General features: G+C 46.4%; 11 protein-coding genes. All 11 read right to left on the bottom strand.

The window, feature by feature from the left end:
- Positions 1 to 43 precede the first annotated feature (43 nt).
- Entirely contained in the window at positions 44 to 256 is a 213-nt protein-coding gene (locus HP552_RS25730; RefSeq protein WP_095289042.1) for an immunity 17 family protein, read from the bottom strand.
- A 212-nt stretch (positions 257 to 468) separates the two neighbouring features.
- Positions 469 to 6,027: an S-layer homology domain-containing protein gene (locus HP552_RS25725; RefSeq protein WP_175398221.1), complete on the bottom strand. Its 5,559-nt coding sequence runs from the start codon at positions 6,025 to 6,027 to the stop codon at positions 469 to 471.
- Between the two features lie 470 nt (positions 6,028 to 6,497).
- On the bottom strand, positions 6,498 to 7,862 hold the full coding sequence (locus HP552_RS25720; RefSeq protein ID WP_175398220.1) for an ABC transporter substrate-binding protein: 1,365 nt from the start codon (positions 7,860 to 7,862) through the stop codon (positions 6,498 to 6,500).
- 273 nt (positions 7,863 to 8,135) lie between these two features.
- Positions 8,136 to 8,957: a carbohydrate ABC transporter permease gene (locus HP552_RS25715; RefSeq protein WP_175398219.1), complete on the bottom strand. Its 822-nt coding sequence runs from the start codon at positions 8,955 to 8,957 to the stop codon at positions 8,136 to 8,138.
- A complete protein-coding gene (locus HP552_RS25710) occupies positions 8,954 to 9,916 on the bottom strand; it encodes a carbohydrate ABC transporter permease (protein WP_175398218.1) in 963 nt (320 codons plus the stop codon). The genes HP552_RS25715 and HP552_RS25710 overlap by 4 nt, the downstream gene beginning before the upstream one ends.
- 346 nt (positions 9,917 to 10,262) lie before the next feature.
- Positions 10,263 to 12,080: a potassium transporter KimA gene (gene kimA, locus HP552_RS25705; protein ID WP_175398425.1), complete on the bottom strand. Its 1,818-nt coding sequence runs from the start codon at positions 12,078 to 12,080 to the stop codon at positions 10,263 to 10,265.
- Between the two features lie 297 nt (positions 12,081 to 12,377).
- Complete coding sequence (locus HP552_RS25700; protein WP_175398217.1) at positions 12,378 to 14,258, bottom strand: beta-glucoside-specific PTS transporter subunit IIABC; 1,881 nt, start codon at positions 14,256 to 14,258, stop codon at positions 12,378 to 12,380.
- Positions 14,259 to 14,466: 208 nt separating this feature from the next.
- Positions 14,467 to 15,297 (bottom strand): BglG family transcription antiterminator LicT, encoded by an 831-nt coding sequence (licT, locus tag HP552_RS25695; RefSeq protein WP_175398424.1) that lies wholly within the window; start codon positions 15,295 to 15,297, stop codon positions 14,467 to 14,469.
- Between the two features lie 364 nt (positions 15,298 to 15,661).
- Positions 15,662 to 17,101 (bottom strand): 6-phospho-beta-glucosidase, encoded by a 1,440-nt coding sequence (locus HP552_RS25690; RefSeq protein ID WP_175398216.1) that lies wholly within the window; start codon positions 17,099 to 17,101, stop codon positions 15,662 to 15,664.
- A gap of 307 nt (positions 17,102 to 17,408) precedes the next feature.
- Positions 17,409 to 18,260: a rhamnulose-1-phosphate aldolase gene (gene rhaD, locus HP552_RS25685; RefSeq protein WP_175398215.1), complete on the bottom strand. Its 852-nt coding sequence runs from the start codon at positions 18,258 to 18,260 to the stop codon at positions 17,409 to 17,411.
- 310 nt (positions 18,261 to 18,570) lie between these two features.
- Positions 18,571 to 19,146 (bottom strand): GNAT family N-acetyltransferase, encoded by a 576-nt coding sequence (locus HP552_RS25680; RefSeq protein ID WP_175398214.1) that lies wholly within the window; start codon positions 19,144 to 19,146, stop codon positions 18,571 to 18,573.
- Positions 19,147 to 19,280: the final 134 nt, after the last annotated feature.

The raw sequence follows: 19,280 nt of genomic DNA, 5'->3' as shown, positions 1-19,280 counted from the left end.
TCTAGTGGAGCTATGTAGGTATACTTTGAACTGAACTACTACCTTATCCGATAAGTAACAATAACACACCAATTGTAATGAGTACTACACCCAAAATGCCATAGACTACCCTTGCTGCCTGTCGCCCAATCGTTTTCACGAAAAGTCCTGCCTGAAAGGTACTCATGAACCAATCCCAATTTTTCATACCACCCAACATGCTGAAAATCCCTGCGATTATGGCAACCAATGCAAGCAAGATTGGTTGATCCTGCATATCATCACCCCTTCCAATATAATCCTGTTTACTATACTCGCTCATGGTGAAAATGAACAGTAATTAATAGTAAAAAAAACGGCTTACAGATTATGATCTGCAAGCCGTTTAATCGAGTGCTAGAAGTTAAACTCTTTTAAGATTTGTAGGCATTTGACCAAACCTGACCTGTTTCTGATTGCGAAGCATCATTTCTTTAATACGGATTCTGGTTATAGCTCACTTGCCGACATCAGCAGCGTCACCACTTCTGCACGGGTTGCATTCGCAAGCGGATTAAACTTGTTATTGCCTGTGCCCTTAATCAATCCTGCTTCATAAGCTGCTGCAATGTAAGGAACTGCCCATGCCGGAACTTGATTTGCATCTGTGAAGCTTAACGTTGCATTGGATTCGATCGGAAGTCCCAGCGCTCTTACCAGCATGACTGTCATTTCCACACGTGATACTTTGCCTGATGCACGGAATGTCTCATCGGTATATCCGCTGATAATGCCTTGCTCAACCGCCTGAGCTATAAACGATTGTGCCCACGCCGGGATTTTATCAGCATCCTTGAACGTTAACGCTTTGCTGCTGGCTGGAAGTTCGAATGCTCTCGCAAGCATTACCGCAAATTCAGCACGTGTAGCCGAAGCATTAGGACGGAAATTACCGTCTGCATATCCGTTCACAATTCCCCGGGAAATGGCCTGCTCGATTGCAGCAGCTGCCCAGTGATTGCCGATATCCTTGAGAATGACGCCCGGATTCGGTGTTGTCGTTCCACCATTTCCATTACCCGGAGCTGATGGCGTTGTTGGAGTGGTCGGATTGGTTGGCGTTACCGGTGTTGTTGGTGTCGTTGTGCCTCCACCACTATTGCCACTGCCCGGATTGCTGCCATTGTTGCCTCCACCATTACCAGGATTACTTCCGTTTCCATCACCTGGAAGCGGAGATCCTTTCAGATCCGTACTGCGTCCTTCTGTTGTCTGATTGACTACACCCACTCGATCCAGATGCTCATGGAAGACCTCATAGTCTACCAGATTTAGTTCATAGAAGCGGTTGGCATCCTTCGCTGCTCTCATGGCGCGGTAGAAGTCTCCCCCATTCGCCATAAAGGAGTTCGTTGCCACGATATAATTTCCGTTTGGATCAATATCCGTGTACGTACCATCCGCATTTTTGATTTGCACTTTCACTACGCGTTGACCCTCTTGCGTCACGGTATTGGTCGCAGAATCAATTTTCTCGCCCGGTTTGGTGGAATCATAGTAGAAGCGCATGCCCGATACTTGCGGGAAGCGTCCTTCAGCTGTTTCCACACCACTTACACCATTTTCGAGTGCAGCTGTAATTTCCTTACCTGTCATTTTCAGTGCAGACAGATTGTTACCGAATGGCATAACGGTGAGCAGATCACCCAACGTAATGTCACCTTTCTGGAACGATGCCCGGATACCGCCGCCGTTTTGAATGGCCACATATCCTTTCACGTCGTTTTCCTTGACGATGGATTTCACTTTTTCCAGCATGCCGTCTGTCATGAGGTTACCTAGGTTGGTTTCCTGCTTACGCACGTTACCACGTTCTCCATCGAGGAATACGTTCGTTTTGCCGATAACTTCTTTCTTGAAGTCTTCCAGCAGTGGTGCATATTCTGCCAGCTTTGCTTTTGCTGCCGGGTCATCTTGATATACATATTTACCCGCGGAATCCTTTGCATCCAGGCTCAGCAATTTGCCATTCCACGTTTTCAACACACCCTCTGCATCGAACGTGACATCCAGTTGACCCAGGGACACATCATATTCTCCTGTTTGGACAACCAGAATCGGTTCAGCATGAGCTTCGACCACAACTGGCTCGCTTAGAATCGTATGTGAGTGACCACCCACTACAATGTCGATGCCTTCCACGGCTTCTGCCAGCTTCAGGTCTTCCGAGTACCCCAGATGAGTCAGTGCAATAATTTTGTTAATGCCTTCTTGCTCCAGCATGGCAACTGTTGCCTGTGCACTTGCAATGTAATTCTCGAACTTCAGATCATCTCCCGGTGAGGACAGGGATACGGTATCCGTAGTCGTTAAGCCGAAGATTCCGACCTTCTCGCCGTCTACTTCCGTAATGATAGCCGGATAGATCTCAGCATTCTCAGCTGGTTGTCCGATGGTATCTTTGTATAAGCTGCCCAGGTTGGCATCCTTCGTAAAGTTGATATTGGCACTTACAAATGGGAACTCCGCTTTTTCAATGAATTCCTTGAGCACGTTTGTGCCTTTATCGAACTCATGGTTACCAAAGGTCATTGCGTCGTATCCGATCATGTTCATGAATTCCAGATCCGCTTGACCATTGAAGAGATTGAAATACAAGGTTCCAGAAAACACGTCTCCGGCATCCAGCACCAAGGTGTTCTCGTTGCGTGTTTCTTTGATCGCCGTTACGCGGCGCGGAATGTTATCCAAGTGCGCGTGCGTGTCGTTGGTATGCAATACACGAAGGTTGAAGTCGCCCTCTTCTTCACTGCTGCCAATGCTTAATTGTGCAAGCAGTGGATCATGGTCACTGACGCGTCCATCAGCTGTTTCAAAATCCGCATTCACATGCACCACTTCAATGGCTGCCGTTTCAGACAGATTTTTGCTCACCAAAATGTGGTCCAGTGTTTGTGAATTGCCATCATAGATGTAGGAATAGCGTTTATTTTCTGGGAGCTTATTCACCAGATTGTCCAATTCGCTGCCTTCGATGATATTTAAAGTCTTGGAGAACTGGAAGTCATTGAAATCCCCAAGCACAGCTATATTTACGTTAGGATCTTTATCTAAGAGTTCTTTCACAAAACCATTCACTGCCGCTGCCTGTCTGGCACGCTGAATTTCACTGCTTCGTGTCGCAGGCTGTATACTTCCATACGGTTTCAGATCGCCACCTTTGGAATTAAGGTGATTCGCAATCACGACTACTCGTTCTCCATTAAATTCGAACTCAGCTGCAAGAGGTTTACGTGAGCTTGCAAATGCATCGTTTGTTGGATCAATACGCCCTGGATTCAGGGACAGCGTTCCATCCGATTCCACTTGGATTCCTGTTGCAGCATCTCCCTTATTTCCTTGTTTCAAGGAAACACGCGCCTCGTTGTACAGGAAGCCTACACGAATGTTGGCACCCGGAGCCCCGCCATCCAGATTGTTTACCGGAGCAATATCCGTGTACTTATAAGTAGGACCACCATTACTAGCAATTGCATCAATTAAGGTCTGGAAGCTCGCATCCGCAGCAGTTGTTCCGCTGTCGGTTGCTCCATCGTTATCCTGTACTTCCATGATACCAATAACGTCAGGATTCTTAAGGTTGTTGACCACAATACCACCGATTTTCACTGCTCTTGCAGCATCCTTCTGACTGAAATTCTCCACGTTGAAGGTTGCAATCGTCAGTTTATCATCAGCTTGCTTAATGACCGTTGTTGCCTGTTTAAGGTCACTCGAAATAATTGCCGGCAAATTCCCTTCCGGAGCTACCTTATAATTGCCGTTAGCGTAAGTCATCACACCTTTGACAGAATCCGCGAGTTTGTCCCCCGTTTTAACGGCCTGAGAAGGCTTTTTATTGATAAACAGCCGCTGTGGATTCAGGGAGCTCTCGAATGGTTCCGCACCATCTCCTGTCAGAATGACGCCTCCTGCAGGCGTTCGTAACGGATTGTTTTCACCATTATCTACTACGACTGCCAGTCCTGGTTCACTAGAATACGGACCGATAATCGTGGCTTGATCAAGCTGTACTCTCATGCCTTCCAGACTTTCGTAAAAGTCAATTGCATCCATATCCGGGTTAAACTCACCGAACTGATCGGAATCAATTACGGTAGGGATCATACGGCCATTCTTCCCAAGGATTACAGGTTCAGGCAGCGTCTGATTTTCACCGTCAACCGTAACTGCTGTAGCAACAATTTCAGTTGTCGCCAGCTCGGTCGCTGCTGTCGCATATTCCTTCACTTGACCGGATACGCTGACTTTGTTGCCTACCGCCATGCCATGAGTAGATTTATAAATAAGGATACCCTCGGATGTATTTATGTCGTCATCTTCCATGCCAGGAATCTCCTGCATATAGAACGAACTTGCATTGACAACATGAGTCACGATACCTTCAACATTTTGGACAGCCAGACCATCATACAGAGAGTTATGAGATGCTCCTTGAATATCGTGGATTCTCAGGTTGTCCAGCTCCTGAAGAACGGTGTACGTAAAGCTATATACATCACTTGTGTTTCCATCTGATACGGCGATCGCTTTAACAACCGTATCTTCGTCTACTGTGATTGGGCCACTATAAAGGATAGATGTTTGGGTTGGTTCTGTTCCATCAACCGTGTAATAAATTTCAGCTCCTGCTGTTGGTGAGGATAAGGTCACGGTTGATCCTTTGACAATACCACCGGACTGGGCACTGGCTGTTACGGAGAGCAAATTTTCGACAACATCTGCTGCTGTACGTGGAATCAGCTCAAGGCCATAGCTTGTGTGATATGTCATGACGCCTGTCACTTTTTCGTATGTTTTGCCTGCTGCCAGTGCAGTTGGACTATTCTTCGCATAGATCGTGATTTCTGCACCATCGGCATCTGTCGCATAAAAGGTAGAACTGCTGCTTCTTGTCACTGTGACTTCATTCACTTCGACAAGCATCCCCTCAAAAATACCGCCTGCACCCTTGCCTCCGCCCTCAGCCGGCATGAAGTCTTTGGATGTCAGAGTGATCGGTGCTGGAATTTCTTGATTCTTGTCCAGAATTTTGATGTAACCGCCTGGGAACCCGGCCTTGTCTTTCTCTATCTGAAGCAAACCGTTATAAATAGTGAGTGGGCCATACGCTTCAATACGGTCTCCCGGCTCTACTGTGGAATCCGTTCCCCGAACGACGATTCCGGCATTCTCATCCTGGATGTACAGATTGGCCATACCTCCAGACTCTTCCCGGTAGGTCACAATCCCTTGAACGGTAACCGGGGTGTTCTCCGATTGGTTCCTGGCACTGGAGATGGAGATTGGCGTACTATCCACGATTGTATAATCGAAATTGGTAACATCACTATTTTCTAGACCGTCTTTTGCTGCATAGGTTTCAATATAAGTTGCATCATTTACTGTAATGGGTACGGTGTATGGGAGGTAGTCGGTGTCGTCATTTTGCTTGTAGTAGACTGCGGCACCAACTGTGGTTGTTGCAAGAGTAACCTTTGTTCCAGCTGGAACCGTACCTGAGGAGGGACTAGCGGTAACGTTTGCCGCTTTGGTTTCAGGTGTCTCATCAATCAGTTGGAAGGTGGTGGAGGTGGAGGTGGCGCTTTTAATACCATTAACTGTAAAATACAAGCTTAATGTACCATTATTAATGCGAACTTTGGAATGATATAAGGAAATATTGCTTTGTAATCCAAAGGTACTAAGCGGAGCATTTGTAGGGACTTGGACTGGCATCATTTTGGTCACATCCGTCTCATCCGGACGATCTGCGAGTGCAAAATTGGTGTCAGAAGTAAAAGGAGGACTTAATTGGACGGAAGTTCCGCTATTGTAGTAGCCAACAACATATCCTTCGACAGTCGCTGTAGATCCGTCAGAATTCTTGGCTTGCGCCTGAGCAACCGTCAACGGCTCGTCCGCAGCAGCTGCCTTGCTGTTAAATAACCCAACCGGAATAGCCCCTGTGATCAGCAGTACCATGGCTAAGAATAATCTGAGCCAACTCCTTATTTGCTTACTATACATCCTTTTCCTACCCCCATGTTTCGAATTTGCAATCATTTGTTCAAAGAGCTTGTACATTGGTTCATATATAAGATAAATGAACTCCTTTATGATGTAAACTATATTCTTGTATTTTGATATAAATTAGGACATATACTTTACACAGTTTTAATAAATAGTGTTTTAAAATCAATTATAGGACCATGTTTGAATGAAAAACGTGACTTTATGACTCAAAATAATCATTAAGCCATGCGCATTTGACCATTTTAAGTTAGGTATTATTACATACTGTTTCAATCAAATATTTTTCTCGACATAAACTGATAACATTTTAATATTAAAAGAAGTGTTAACCCGAATCTTGATCATACTTTTAGACACAGCAAAACGATGCGACGTTCCATTATGAGCGCCGCATACGCTGTGTTGTTATATAATACTTCGATACTGTACCTAACGGATGATTCCGTTGGATTACTACACTTTTCTTATTTCTTCACTGTACTGTTATACTGTGCAATCTTGTCTGTAATTTGTTTTGCTGCAGCATCCAGCGCTTCTTGCGGTGTACCTTGTCCATTCAATACAGTTTCGATCGCTGTTTCGACAAGTTGACGAGCTTCGGGGAACACGCCCATTACGGCCCCGGATGTTGCTGTCGAATCAGCGGAAGCGTGCAATTGGTCGACTGCTGTCTGGAATTGCGGGTACTTCGCCATATTATCCTTTAATACTTGCTGATCGTAGGCTGCTGTCGTAATTGGGAAGTATCCTGTCGCAACACTCCAGTTGGCCTGTACTTCAGGTGTTGCCAAGTACTTGATGAATTCCCAAGCAGCTTGCTGTTGTGCTTCCGACTTGTTGTTCATGATGTACAAGCTTGCGCCACCAACTACAACGCCGCCTTCTTTGGCATCTGCCGGACGAGGCAGGAAGCCTGTTCCGAGTTCAAACTTGTCGCCAGCGCCTTCTACAATTTTGCGCAATCCAGCGGTAGAATCCAGTGTCATGCCGATTTGCTCTGCCGTAAATGCTGCGGTTGTATCGTCTGTGCTGCGACCCAGATTGGAGAGGGTCTTCTCATCAATCATCTTCTTCCACCACGTCAGTGTTTTCACACCCGCTTCGGAGTTCAGCAGGGATTCCGTCGCTGCAGCATCTCTTCCGTTACCATTGTTTACATAATCTGCATTCTGGTTCGCAAAGAACTGCTCCATAAACCAGCCATAGATCGCCATGGATGCACCCGGCTTGCCGTCTTTCGCCAGAGCTTTCGCAGCCTGTTCAAACTCTTCATAGGTCTTCGGCGGATTCTCCGGATCGAGACCTGCTGCCTTGAACATGTCCTTGTTGTAGTACAGAATCGGGTTCGAAGTGTTAAAAGGCATCGCGTTCAGTTTGCCATCAATCGTGTAATAACGGATGATGTTCGGCTCCAGTTTGGACAGGTCAAACTTGTCTTTGTCGATAAAGTCCTGTACTGGTGTAATCATGCCTGAATCGATCATAAACTTGCTGCCGATCTCGTATACCTGAATGATGTCCGGACCGCTGTCCGATCCCATGGATGCTTTCAGTTTGTTCAAACTCTCATCGTACTTCCCTTGATAGATTGCTTTCACCTGAATGTCCGGGTGACTTGCATTGAAATCGGAAGCGAGCTGGTTAATGGCTTTCTCTCCTGCTCCAGACATCGAGTGCCACCATGTCAGTTGAGTCGGTTCGGCAGCTGCCGCATCCGCTTGAGCACCACTCGCCGGACTGCTTGTCTCTGTTTTGCCGCCGCAGGCGGATATAACCAACATTAGTGCAGCCAGCATTAAAGCAAATGTCCCTCTTTTTTTCAAACGCATAATCTCTCTCCTTTTTTTGTGGCTCATTTTAAAAATTAAGTACTTACGTCCTGCAATTTAGTCGTTCCGGTTACGAATCGTTCTTTCGATCGCTGTTGTCTCCAGATTTATTTGAATTAGTTTTAGTTGTATAAATCTTGAGACAAAGGCGAACGCTCCGCTTCTACAGAATCGATTTCGTTCCCTTCACTAGTTGCAGCCGTTAAAGAACTTATTTTAAGAGTGAGCCTTATTTGTTCGTTCCTTGGTATCAAAACCGCCAACCTGACTTAATTAGCCTTTCAGCGCGCCTGCAGCCATACCGCGGACAAGCTGTTTCAAACCGAAAACCAGCAGCAACAGGGAAGGCAAGATGACAAGTGCAGTTCCGGCAAACACCAGGTTCCATGCCGTGGACTCCTGGAATTCCAGCATCGAAATTCCGATCTGTACCGTTCTCATCTCTGGGGTGTTTGTAACAAGCAGTGGCCACAGATAGGAGTTGTACATATTCAGGAATGAATAGATGGCCAGTGTTCCAAGTGCAGGACGGGAAAGTGGCAGGACATGCGATACGAAATACCGGATATGTCCGCATCCATCGATCTTCGCCGCCTCAAATAACTCCTTCGGCAGCTGCATGAAGAACTGCCTCAGCAGGAATGTGCCAAATGCCGTTGCCAGAAACGGTACGGTAAGCCCTTGGTAACTATCCAGCCACCCCCAACTGCGTATAGTCAGATAATTCGGGATCATGGTGACTTCCCAAGGGATCATCATCGTTGCAACGAACATGCTGAAGATGATGTTTTTTCCTTTAAACTGCATTTTGGCAAAGGCATATGCAGCCATACTGGCTGTTATCAGCTGCCCGAGCATCGTCAGACCCGCAACCAGGAACGTATTACCGATAAACGAACCAATCGGAACGATATCAAACACTTCGGTAAAGTTGGATAAATCGATCGATTGCGGAATGATATGCGGCGGATAGGCGCTCGCATCCTCAGGTGTCATGACTGCCATGAAAAAGGTATACAGCACCGGATAGAGCACAAGCGCTGCACAGATCGTAAGCAGTACATACAATAGCGTCTTCGTCCAAGGTGTTTTCATTGATAATGTACTTTCCTTTCCACCCACTTGAACTGGATCAGGGTCAGCAGCATAATGACCGCAAACAGGATGAGTGCCTGTGCACTTCCCGTTCCGAAGCGGAAATTAACGAAGGCTTCCTGATAGATGGAATAGACGAATACATTGGTACTGTCCATTGGACCACCACGGGTTAATATGTTAATCTGTCCAAACGATTGAAATGCACCAATGATCGATACGACCGTAACAAAAAACAGAGTTGGTGAAAGCAGCGGCATGGAGATTTTACGAAACGTAAGCAGAGGACCTGCACCATCAATCTTCGCACTTTCGTAAATTTCATCCGGGATGCCCTGCAGTCCGCTGGACAAGATAATGTAATTGAATCCAAGATTCATCCAGATCGTCATGATGGAAATAGAGATTAACGCCCAATCCGGGCTGGTCAGCCAAGGGATGGGATCGATACCCACCTTGCTAAGCAGATAATTCAACATGCCCAGAGTCGGGTGGAACAGAAATTTCCAGATGACGGCCGATGAACCGACAGATAATACAACGGGCAGAGAAAATACAAACTGGAACAAGCGCATGCCTTTAAAACGGTTGTGGGTCAATGCAGCCAGGATCAAAGCAGCCAGGATGCCGGTTGGCACGGTGAACAGGACAAACAGCAGCGTTACTTTCATGCCCTGCAGAAACAGTCCTGACTGAAACACGGCTTTGAAATTGTCCAATCCCACATAGGCCGCGATCTGCCCGGTAGGGTCTGTGGAGTGCAGACTCAGATATACAGACTTGAACATCGGATAAAACAGAAACACTGCAAACAAAAGCAGCGATGGTGCCAGGAAACCATAGGCCAGCAAATTCTCCCGCATCCGCTGCACTCGCAGCGAAGCTGTCCGGCGCTCTTTGGTATCGGATACGCGCCGTCTGGCGGCGGGCAAGCTGATCCGGTTGTCAAGTTCACTCATCGGATTTTCTTCCCCCTTGGTCTACGCATTCGGTGTGTGAACTTCGCTTGAACTTCAACACCACATGATCAAGTGTAAAACTCAAATGTCACAGCAGAATTCACTCAGAATCAACGCAGCGTTAATCGTGGCAAGGGACTTTACCCGATGAGCGAGCATTCACCTAGCCAGATTGATTACTTATAAACGAACGAAAAAAACCGCAAGAACCCCCATTCCGGGGTATTCCTGTGGTTCGTTGTGTAAACAAAATATTAACAGGGATGCCGTAATATCCTCATCCTTTTTTTACAATAATCTACAATAAGTCCAAATGAACCTGTCGACAAAGGGGAGACGCAGCAATCTACCGATTAAGATGATACGGGACCGTTGTCACGATGACGTCCTTGTAGTTAATCAGATAGGCGCGGATCATGAAGCTGGTCTGGTTATGCAGTACATTTTGCCACCAATGCTTGGTGATGAATTGCGGAATTAGAATCGTGATGTGATCAGTCTCGGCCGTTTTCCATTCCACGGTATCTATGAATTTCTTCAGCGGACCCATAATGCTGCGATATCTCGATTTAATAACAACCAGCCGAACGCCAGGATTCCATTCCTCCCACTTCAACTCCATTTTGCGAATAGCCTCATCATCGAACCCGATATACAAGGCGACTACGTGATCCGACATGGTCTGCGCGTAGCTGATTGTGTTCATGACGACCCGCGTGATGCCAGCTACAGGAATGACGATGGTATTGCCTTTTTTGGCCGGCTTATCTAGTTTGATATCAATGCGCAGTTCATCTGCAATGTTGCAGTAATGGCGGTGAATACGCATGAAGGCATATACGACGAGCGGTAAAAAGATAAAGATGACCCACGTTTGCGTGAACTTAGTGAAAATGAAGATCAATGTAATTGACAGTGTAGTCAGCATACCAATTGTATTTACCAACAGTTTCATCTGCCAGCCAGACGGCTTGACTCTGATCCACCGAATCATCATGCCGAGCTGTGACAACGTGAATGGAATGAACACACCCACCGCGTAGAGCGGGATCAGGCTTTCCGTATTTCCTTTGAATCCAACAACAAGCAAGGCCGACATAACACTCAGAAAAATAATGCCATTCGAGAAGCCCAGCCGGTCTCCCCTAACCATAAACATATGAGGCATATATTTGTCCTTGGCCATCATGAAGGACAGCAGAGGGAATGCGGAATAGGCAGTATTCGCTGCCAGGAACAGGATCAGCGCAGTCACACCCTGGATGATAAAGTACATCCATCCCCTGCCAAAAGTCGCTTCGGCAATCTGTGAAATGACCGTGGCGTGGGGATCAGGCTTCACCCCGTAACCGAAGGCCAGCAAGGTGATTCCGATAAACATAACCCCGAGAATGCATCCCATGAGCATTAGCGTTCCGGCTGCATTTTTCTCTGCAGGTTGTTTGAAGTTCGGGATGGCATTACTTACTGCCTCCACGCCAGTCAGAGCCGAACAGCCTGAACTGAATGCTTTTAGCAGCAGAAACATACTCACATGAGACAGACTTGTTCCGAACTCAGGCGCGGCTGCTTCCATGCCACCAGCAAGAAACTTAATTCCGCCTGATATAATCAAAATGGCAATCGAGAAGATAAACAGATAAATCGGGATGGCCAGGACTGACGCCGACTCCGTGACTCCCCGCAAGTTCATTATGGTTAGAAAGATAATCATAATTAGCGCAATCACAACACTGTAGTCATGCAGCACGGGAAAGGCCGAGGTGATGGCATCCGTCCCCGCGGACGAGCTTACGGCAACCGTTAAAATATAGTCGACCAGCAGAGATCCACCGGCAATCAGGCTCGGTGTTGTACCCAAATTATCCTTGGCTACAATATAAGCGCCGCCCCCTGTTGGATAAGCAAATATGGTCTGTCGATAGGAAAAAATTAAAATGACGAGTAATCCCAGCACAGCAATGGAGATAGGCACAGAATACCATAGGGCCGCAAATCCGGCTGCTGCCAGCACCAATAAAATCTGTTCCGTACCATAAGCAACGGAGGATAGCGCATCAGAGGACAGAATGGCGAGTGCCTTCCATTTCCCCAATTTTTCTGCATCCAGTTCAGTCGATTTCATCGGTCTGCCGATTAAGATTCTCTTCATTTTGCCAAGCATCATCATAACTTCCTTCCATCTCTCATCTGTGAAGCATTGTTATTATGCAAAATCGCAGGGCCAATGACAATACGTCATTTCACCCGAAAATCGCCAGCGTGTGATAATGCATCCTACGATTCAATAATGAATAACAAAGCTGTTCTTTATCAGCGTTTTGAACTTTTTTGAACCAAAACGACGTTTGTTAGCCGAAAAAAAGAAAATGACCCTCGGTTCAAAGAACCAAAGGCCATTTAGGTTGTTGAAGGTGATTGCTAACGGTTTGAATATAGGGAACGTCTTTGAAATTTAGTTTTACTTTGAGCCGTAAAGGCACAGCAGCGGTTCTTGCGTGTTAACCTCTCCATCCGCTTTAACTGGCAGCACTTGCTGGTAATTAGCCGAGTTCGTTACAATGATCGGTGTTACCGTAGGATACCCGGCAGCCTTGATCTGTGAAATGTCGAACTCTAGCAGCAGATCTCCAGCTTTCACCCGATCGCCTTCCTGGATATGCGAGACAAAATGCTGCCCATCCAATTTGACGGTGTCCACACCGACATGAACCAATATTTCCGCACCACTGTCGGATACGACAGCCAGAGCGTGTTTTTTCTTGAAAGCAACAGTAACCGTACCATCAAATGGAGCAACCACTCTCCCTACGCTTGGCTCAATGGCAACGCCCTGACCCATAGCGCCGGATGAAAAGGCCGGGTCTGGAACTTCCGTCAGATCAACGATTTTGCCTTCGATTGGGCTAAGCACCAGTTGATCTGCTGCTGGTGTCGAGGGTACCAATTGAACGGTTTTCTCTGCTGTACCGCCCTTGTCCTCTTCTTCACCCACAGGATCTTTGAAGCCCATAATATACGTTAATACTGCCGATACGATAAAGGAAACGACTATTCCGATAATCAATCCCGGGAAACCTTGGCCGCCTGGGCCGTAAAAGATCGGTAGGGTGAGCAACCCCGGCGCACCGGATGCAAAAGCTTGAGTCCCCGCTTGACCGATAATCGCGCCTCCGATCGCTCCTCCAATAAGTCCCGCGATAAATGGGCGTTTCAACGGAAGCGTAACTCCATAGATCGCAGGTTCAGTGATTCCGAACAAAGCAGTTAACGTGGAGGACCCTGCAAGAGTTCTCAGCTTTTTGTTTTTCGTTCTAAGCATGACCCCAAAAGCAGCTCCCGTCTGAGCGAATACCGAAGCTGTTGCGGCAGGCTTAATGCCATCACGGCCGTGCACTGCAACGTTGTTGATGAAGATTGGCACCAGGCCCCAGTGCACCCCGAAAATAACGAATAATTGCCAGCCCGCACCCATTACGGCTCCCGCAAGCATAGGACTGAAACCAAATGCAGCAACCAGAGCTGAGGCGATGGCGTTACCTACATACACACCGAATGGACCAAATGCAATTAGCGTCAGCGGTACCATGATGACTAAGAGCAGCAGCGGCGTAATGAAGTTCTTCACGCTCTGATGGATAACTTTATTGAACCATTTCTCCAATAAACTCATCACGATAACCGAGATGATGATGGGAATAACAGTCGATGAATAACTCATCATAACCACCGGAATGCCAAAGAAATCGGTTGGTGTTCCTTCGTTTTTCAACGTAATAATGGTCGGATATATTAATGCGCCTGCAATGGTCAGCGCAACGAAAATGTTACCCTGAAATTTACGCGCGGTTGTAACCGCTAACAGCATCGGCAGGAAGTAAAATAGGCTATCCGCAGCAGCATACAGGATGATATAGCTTGTATCCGTTGTTTCAAGCCAGCCTGCATTGCTGGCGATCAGCAAAAGTCCCTTCAAAATACCGGCTCCAGCCATGACACCCAAAAGCGGAGCAAAGATGCTTGAAATCACGTCGATAATGCCGCCAATGCCTTTGACGGATTTACCCGATTTTTCCTTGGGTGAGGAATCTTCCAAAATGTTGCTCACTTTTCCGATAGCGCTGTATACCTCTGGTACCGTATTGCCAACGACAACTTGGAACTGTCCACCGTTCTCCTTTACGGCAATGATACCATCCAATTTTTCCAATTTGCTCTTGTCGGCTTTAGCATCGTCTTTTAATACAAACCGCAACCGCGTTGCGCAATGCACCAGAGAAACGACATTTTTCTCTCCACCGACCAGCTGAACGATTTCTTTGGCCAGCTTTTCATGACTCATAATCTGCACCCCCATGTTTTTTGGCGACAGGTCTTTGATTTTTTGCACGCAAAAAACCTAAGCCTTGAAGAAAGGTGCACAAACGATGCATACCTTTTCATGGCTTAGGTTTTGCCTGCATAACCAGTAACAATCCCAGTTAAATCATATTCTCTTCCTGTTAATCACATAATATAATTATAAAACCATATTTGTCAACATTTATTTATTAACGATTAACCACTCTTTCAATGTGCACAGTCAGATACAGTTTTTCCTCGTTCGTCAGGTCGTGATCGTATTCCTTTTTGACGAACATTTGGATTTTTTCCGTGCAGGCCGCTGCTTCTTGATGTTTCTCTTTAATCATGTCGTAGATATGGTCATAGTTGTTGTCGTAGTGCGTTCCATTTAATACCCTTTGCGAGAAGAACTTCAGATGGGTGATGAACCGAAAATAGCTAAGGGATTCCTCGTCAAATTCCATCTTGAAATGATATTTCGCAATATTGATGATTTGCTGAATGAATTTGGTCATGTTCATCGTGGTCACGACTTCTTCATTCATTTCGGCATTAACGATATGCAGCGCAATGAAGGCAGCCTCATCTTCGGGAAGTTCGTATCCAAGTCTGGATTTGATCTGTTCCAGCGTGTTCAATCCTAAAATAAATTCAGACTTATAGAGTTGCTTGATCTCCCATAGCATCACATTTTTGATCTCGACGCCTTCGCGATATCGCTCGATCGCAAAATTAATATGATCCGTCAAGGACACGTAAATATTTTCATTCAGGTTTCTACCCATGTTATCCTTAGCATGGGTGATGACCTCTTCTACAATTTCGACCAGTTCGATCGGAACTTCACGCAGCAGCATTTTGAAATTATCAGAAGTCTGCTTGTTCTTAAGGGCAAATACCTTCTGGATGCGGGTCTCGTCTACTTTGTCTCCCGGTTTCTTCTTGAAGGCAATTCCTCGTCCCATCACGACAAGCTCAGCCCCGTCTGTCTGATATGTGCTGATTACATTGTTGTTAATGACCTTGGCTATTTTCACTTCCATCCCCCATTCACGATCCACTCGTAACTGCAACCTATCGCCTTTTGGAAATGCAAAAAAACCTGAAGCATCACAAAACGGATAAACGTCCTGAAACGTTATTCCCGGAAGACGGACAGCTTTTTGCCGCAAGGTTAGTACGCCCATAGAGATTGACCAACCGGTACGAACGACAAATAAACCGACGCCTACTTTTGCATGCTTAGGTTTTGCCTACATGGTATGTAGTAACAATCCCAAAACGATATAATTGCGTAAAGTATATCGCGAACTCAAGGATATGTCAACGCTTTCACAGGAACCCTGTTACTCAGAAGATCCACCAGCCGTGGTGAACCTTCCTAATGAACAAGTTATTGTCTTATGCCTCCAAATCGGCACCCCCGGATGCAATTACTTTTTTATACCAATGAAAACTTTTTTTCTTGATTCGCTTCAATTCTCCATGACCTGCGTTGTCGCGATCTACGTAGATATAACCGTAGCGTTTTTTCATCTCGCCGGACGATGCGCTCACGATATCGATTGGCCCCCAGCTGGTGTAACCGATAATTTCAACGCCATCCTGCAGCGCTTCTCCCATCTCGGCAACATGCCGCTTCAGGTAATCAATACGGTAATCATCGTGAATTTCTCCGTTTGGCCCAACTTCGTCGTTAGCGCCAAGGCCATTTTCGACCACGAAGAGTGGTTTTTGATAGCGATCATGAAGTTGATTCGCTGTTATGCGGAAACCTTTCGGATCGATAGTCCATCCCCAATCGGATTTCTCCAAGTAAGGGTTGGCAACAGAACCGAATACATTACCGCTGGTCATGTTTTTGACCACTTCCGGATCCGTACTCGTCGTTCGGCTGGAGTAATAGCTGAATCCGATGTAATCAACGGTATGATTTCTCAGAATGTCAGCATCCCCCGGTTCCATCACGATGTTCAGACCATGATCCTTAAAGAAGCGTTTCGCATAGCCTGGGTATGCTCCTCGCGACTGCACGTCGATGAAGAAGTAAGACTCCCGGTCCTTCTCCATACCCTGGAACACATCCTCCGGATTGCAGGTATACGGATAGAAGCTGCCCGCTGCTAGCATGCAGCCAATCATTGCCCCGGGAATGATCTCATGGCAGGCCTTAACTGCTAGTGCGCTTGCGACCAGCTGATGATGAGCCGCTTGGTACTGAATTTCTTTTACATTATCTCCTTCCTTGAAAGCCAAGCCGGCACCCAGGAACGGCAAATGCAACAACATGTTGATTTCGTTGAACGTCATCCAATATTTAACCTTCCCCTTGTAACGCGTAAATACAGTTTTGGCATAGGTTTCGAACAAATTCACCAGCTTGCGGTTTCTCCAGCTCCCGTACTTCTCAATGAGGTTGACTGGTACATCGAAGTGGGCAAGCGTAACAACCGGTTCAATTCCGTGCTTAAGCATTTCATCGAAAAGGTTGTCGTAGAACTGCAACCCAGCTTCGTTTGCCGCCGCGTCTTCCCCACTCGGAAAAATGCGTGCCCATGCAATGGAAACGCGGAGCGCCTTGAACCCCATTTCAGCGAATAGCGCGATATCCTCGGGATAACGGTGGTAAAAATCTATTGCTTCATGTGAAGGATAAAATTCTTCTTCCTGTGGCTTAAATCCCGGTACGTTCCCCTTCATGATGCTTCTGCGATTTTCTCCGGAAGGCAGGAGGTCCACGATGCTCAGCCCTTTGCCACCCTCCAGGTAAGCCCCTTCCGCCTGATTGGCGGCAATCGCACCACCCCATAAAAAGTTTTCGGGAAATTTGAAATTACTCATACCGAACTCTCCTTTCAGCTCCATTAACTAATGTACAACCACGTCTTCCGATCCAAGGCAACAAAAAAACCCGAACCAGCCTGTCTACACATATAGCGTAAACAAGCCAGCTCAGGTTATGCCCATATCGGTAACATTCCCAGAATGCATTTTGCGGTTTTATAGAACTTTACCAAGGTTTAGGGCAGTTGTCAATTCTATTAGTATAGATGTTTTCCTTATGCTTTTCTCACCAATTAGAAGCTTCTTAGGTGTTTCTCGGGGAGCGCTCCTTCCACAAGAATCGCAATCTCTACTTGTCTCTTCGCTAAACATTCGAGTCCAATATGCCTGGTCGCGGGGTAACCCCGAACGACTGAGCCAACGTTGTCAGCTGTTCATCCGTAATTCTCTGCCGGATCTCATGACCCGCAACCAGCATGTAGACCTGGGCTGCTTTCTCAATCGTCTCAATGAGACCAAAGGCCTCATCGATGGTTGTTCCTGTCCCGAAGATCCCATGCTGCGGCCAGATGACCGCGTGATACTCCTTCATTTTCTTCGCTGTCTCACGGCCGATCTCATTCGACCCTGGCACCATCCAAGGAATAATACCTACGCCGTCCGGAAAGACGACCACACATTCTGTACACATCTGCCACAGGGTTTTTGTGAATTTCGCTTCATCCAGCTCGTGGATAAACGTCATCGCCAGCACGTTAGTGGCATGGTTGTGCATGACTACCCGGTGGTTTGGGTCCACTTTCAGACGTTCAATATGACTCATAAAGTGTGTGGGCAGCTCACTTGTCGGATTCGCACCAGTCTTCAGGCCCCACAGTACTTCCAGCTCCTGTCCATCATTCGATACACGCAGCAAACCCAGATTGCTCTCCGGATCAGCAAGCACGTTTTTGAAATATTTGCCCGAAGCGGTCACGATGAAGTACTTGCCTGCCAATTCATGTACCGAAAATGCCGGTTTGATTCGGCGTATGACCTGATTGACATCGATATATCTCGTGACTTCCTCTTCTTCCAGCAGATAGCTGACATTGCCGCCATTGCGCTCATCCCAGCCATTTTTCCACATATGCTGTGTAATCTCTGCCATCTCACGGACAAAAGGTATATTCCAACCTGCCACTTGCGTCGTTTCGTTGGTAAGGGTCACGTTCATGATCATTCTCTCCTCATTTTGAAAGATGATGATACTTCTCACGCACATAGTAAGTTCCTTTTTTCACATTCATTATACCTTTGATTATCTTCACTAGTCAATGATTAAACCATAATATATCTTTATTATGTTTTGTTTATATTTGTTTTTTTGTTTGTTTCAAAAATAAATCAAAAAAATACCCCGCCGAATATCGGCAGGGTCAGTCACACATCTATCTAACACGAGAAGGGGTTTACAAGAAATATGTTACCCCTTCTACCTTAATAGAAGCTGAAAATCGAATAAAAAAACAATGAAAAACGGAAGATCAACCGTTTAAGTGCAACGATTCCATGTCTGATCTCGTCAAAATGTAGGACGGATGCATTTTGCCAGTCAGTTCGTTAAATTCATCGTTCTTATATATAAAACCGAGCTTCAGCAGCAGACGTCTAGAGACGCTATTTTCAGGATGATGCCCTGCGAAGAGCACATGGGCGTCCAATTCCTCAAATGCATAGCGGATCACCGCCTTAGATGCTTCCAGTGCGTATCCTTTTCCCCAGTGATCCCTGGTCAGGTGGACACCCAGTTCGTAGATTTTTTCATCTGGTGCGTAAGGCCGCAATCCACAGCACCCCACGAACACACCTGTTTCCTTATCAAAAAGAGGCCAGTACTGTACCTTCATTTCCTGCTGCCTTTCCATTTCCTGTGCAAGTCTGGCCTCAATCTCATCCTCGCTCAGAAACCCTTTCCTGCTAATCCATTTTGTCACCTCAGGATCGCCCCATAGCGCCGAAGCCAAGGGGCGGTCTTCTTCGCTCCATGTAGAGAATTCGAGCCGTTCCGTTTCAAGAAACGTATCTCTCGTCTTGATATTGCTTCCATTTGTTTGATTCATATTCTACCCCTCCTGCCTCTGTGCATCCCTACCGAATGCCTCTACTATAAATTACTCGAATTGCCTCCATCGTAAACAAAACGAGGGAATATATAGGAGTAGCATGCTGTGGACTATATTCATATATATAACTA

Source organism: Paenibacillus xylanilyticus, assembly GCF_013359935.1.
In the GTDB taxonomy this organism is placed as follows: domain Bacteria; phylum Bacillota; class Bacilli; order Paenibacillales; family Paenibacillaceae; genus Paenibacillus; species Paenibacillus xylanilyticus.
Note: the sequence above shows the minus strand (reverse complement) of the source record. Positions and strands in the feature narration are given on the sequence as shown.

Coding starts and splice junctions, on each gene's coding strand:
- HP552_RS25690 (WP_175398216.1), bottom strand. CDS start 17,101: ATGAGTAATTTCAAATTTCCCGAAAACTTTTTATGGGGTGGTGCGATT.
- HP552_RS25710 (WP_175398218.1), bottom strand. CDS start 9,916: ATGAGTGAACTTGACAACCGGATCAGCTTGCCCGCCGCCAGACGGCGC.
- HP552_RS25715 (WP_175398219.1), bottom strand. CDS start 8,957: ATGAAAACACCTTGGACGAAGACGCTATTGTATGTACTGCTTACGATC.
- HP552_RS25720 (WP_175398220.1), bottom strand. CDS start 7,862: ATGCGTTTGAAAAAAAGAGGGACATTTGCTTTAATGCTGGCTGCACTA.
- HP552_RS25700 (WP_175398217.1), bottom strand. CDS start 14,258: ATGAGTCATGAAAAGCTGGCCAAAGAAATCGTTCAGCTGGTCGGTGGA.
- kimA (WP_175398425.1), bottom strand. CDS start 12,080: ATGCTTGGCAAAATGAAGAGAATCTTAATCGGCAGACCGATGAAATCG.
- HP552_RS25725 (WP_175398221.1), bottom strand. CDS start 6,027: ATGTATAGTAAGCAAATAAGGAGTTGGCTCAGATTATTCTTAGCCATG.
- rhaD (WP_175398215.1), bottom strand. CDS start 18,260: ATGAACGTGACCCTTACCAACGAAACGACGCAAGTGGCAGGTTGGAAT.
- HP552_RS25680 (WP_175398214.1), bottom strand. CDS start 19,146: ATGAATCAAACAAATGGAAGCAATATCAAGACGAGAGATACGTTTCTT.
- HP552_RS25730 (WP_095289042.1), bottom strand. CDS start 256: ATGCAGGATCAACCAATCTTGCTTGCATTGGTTGCCATAATCGCAGGG.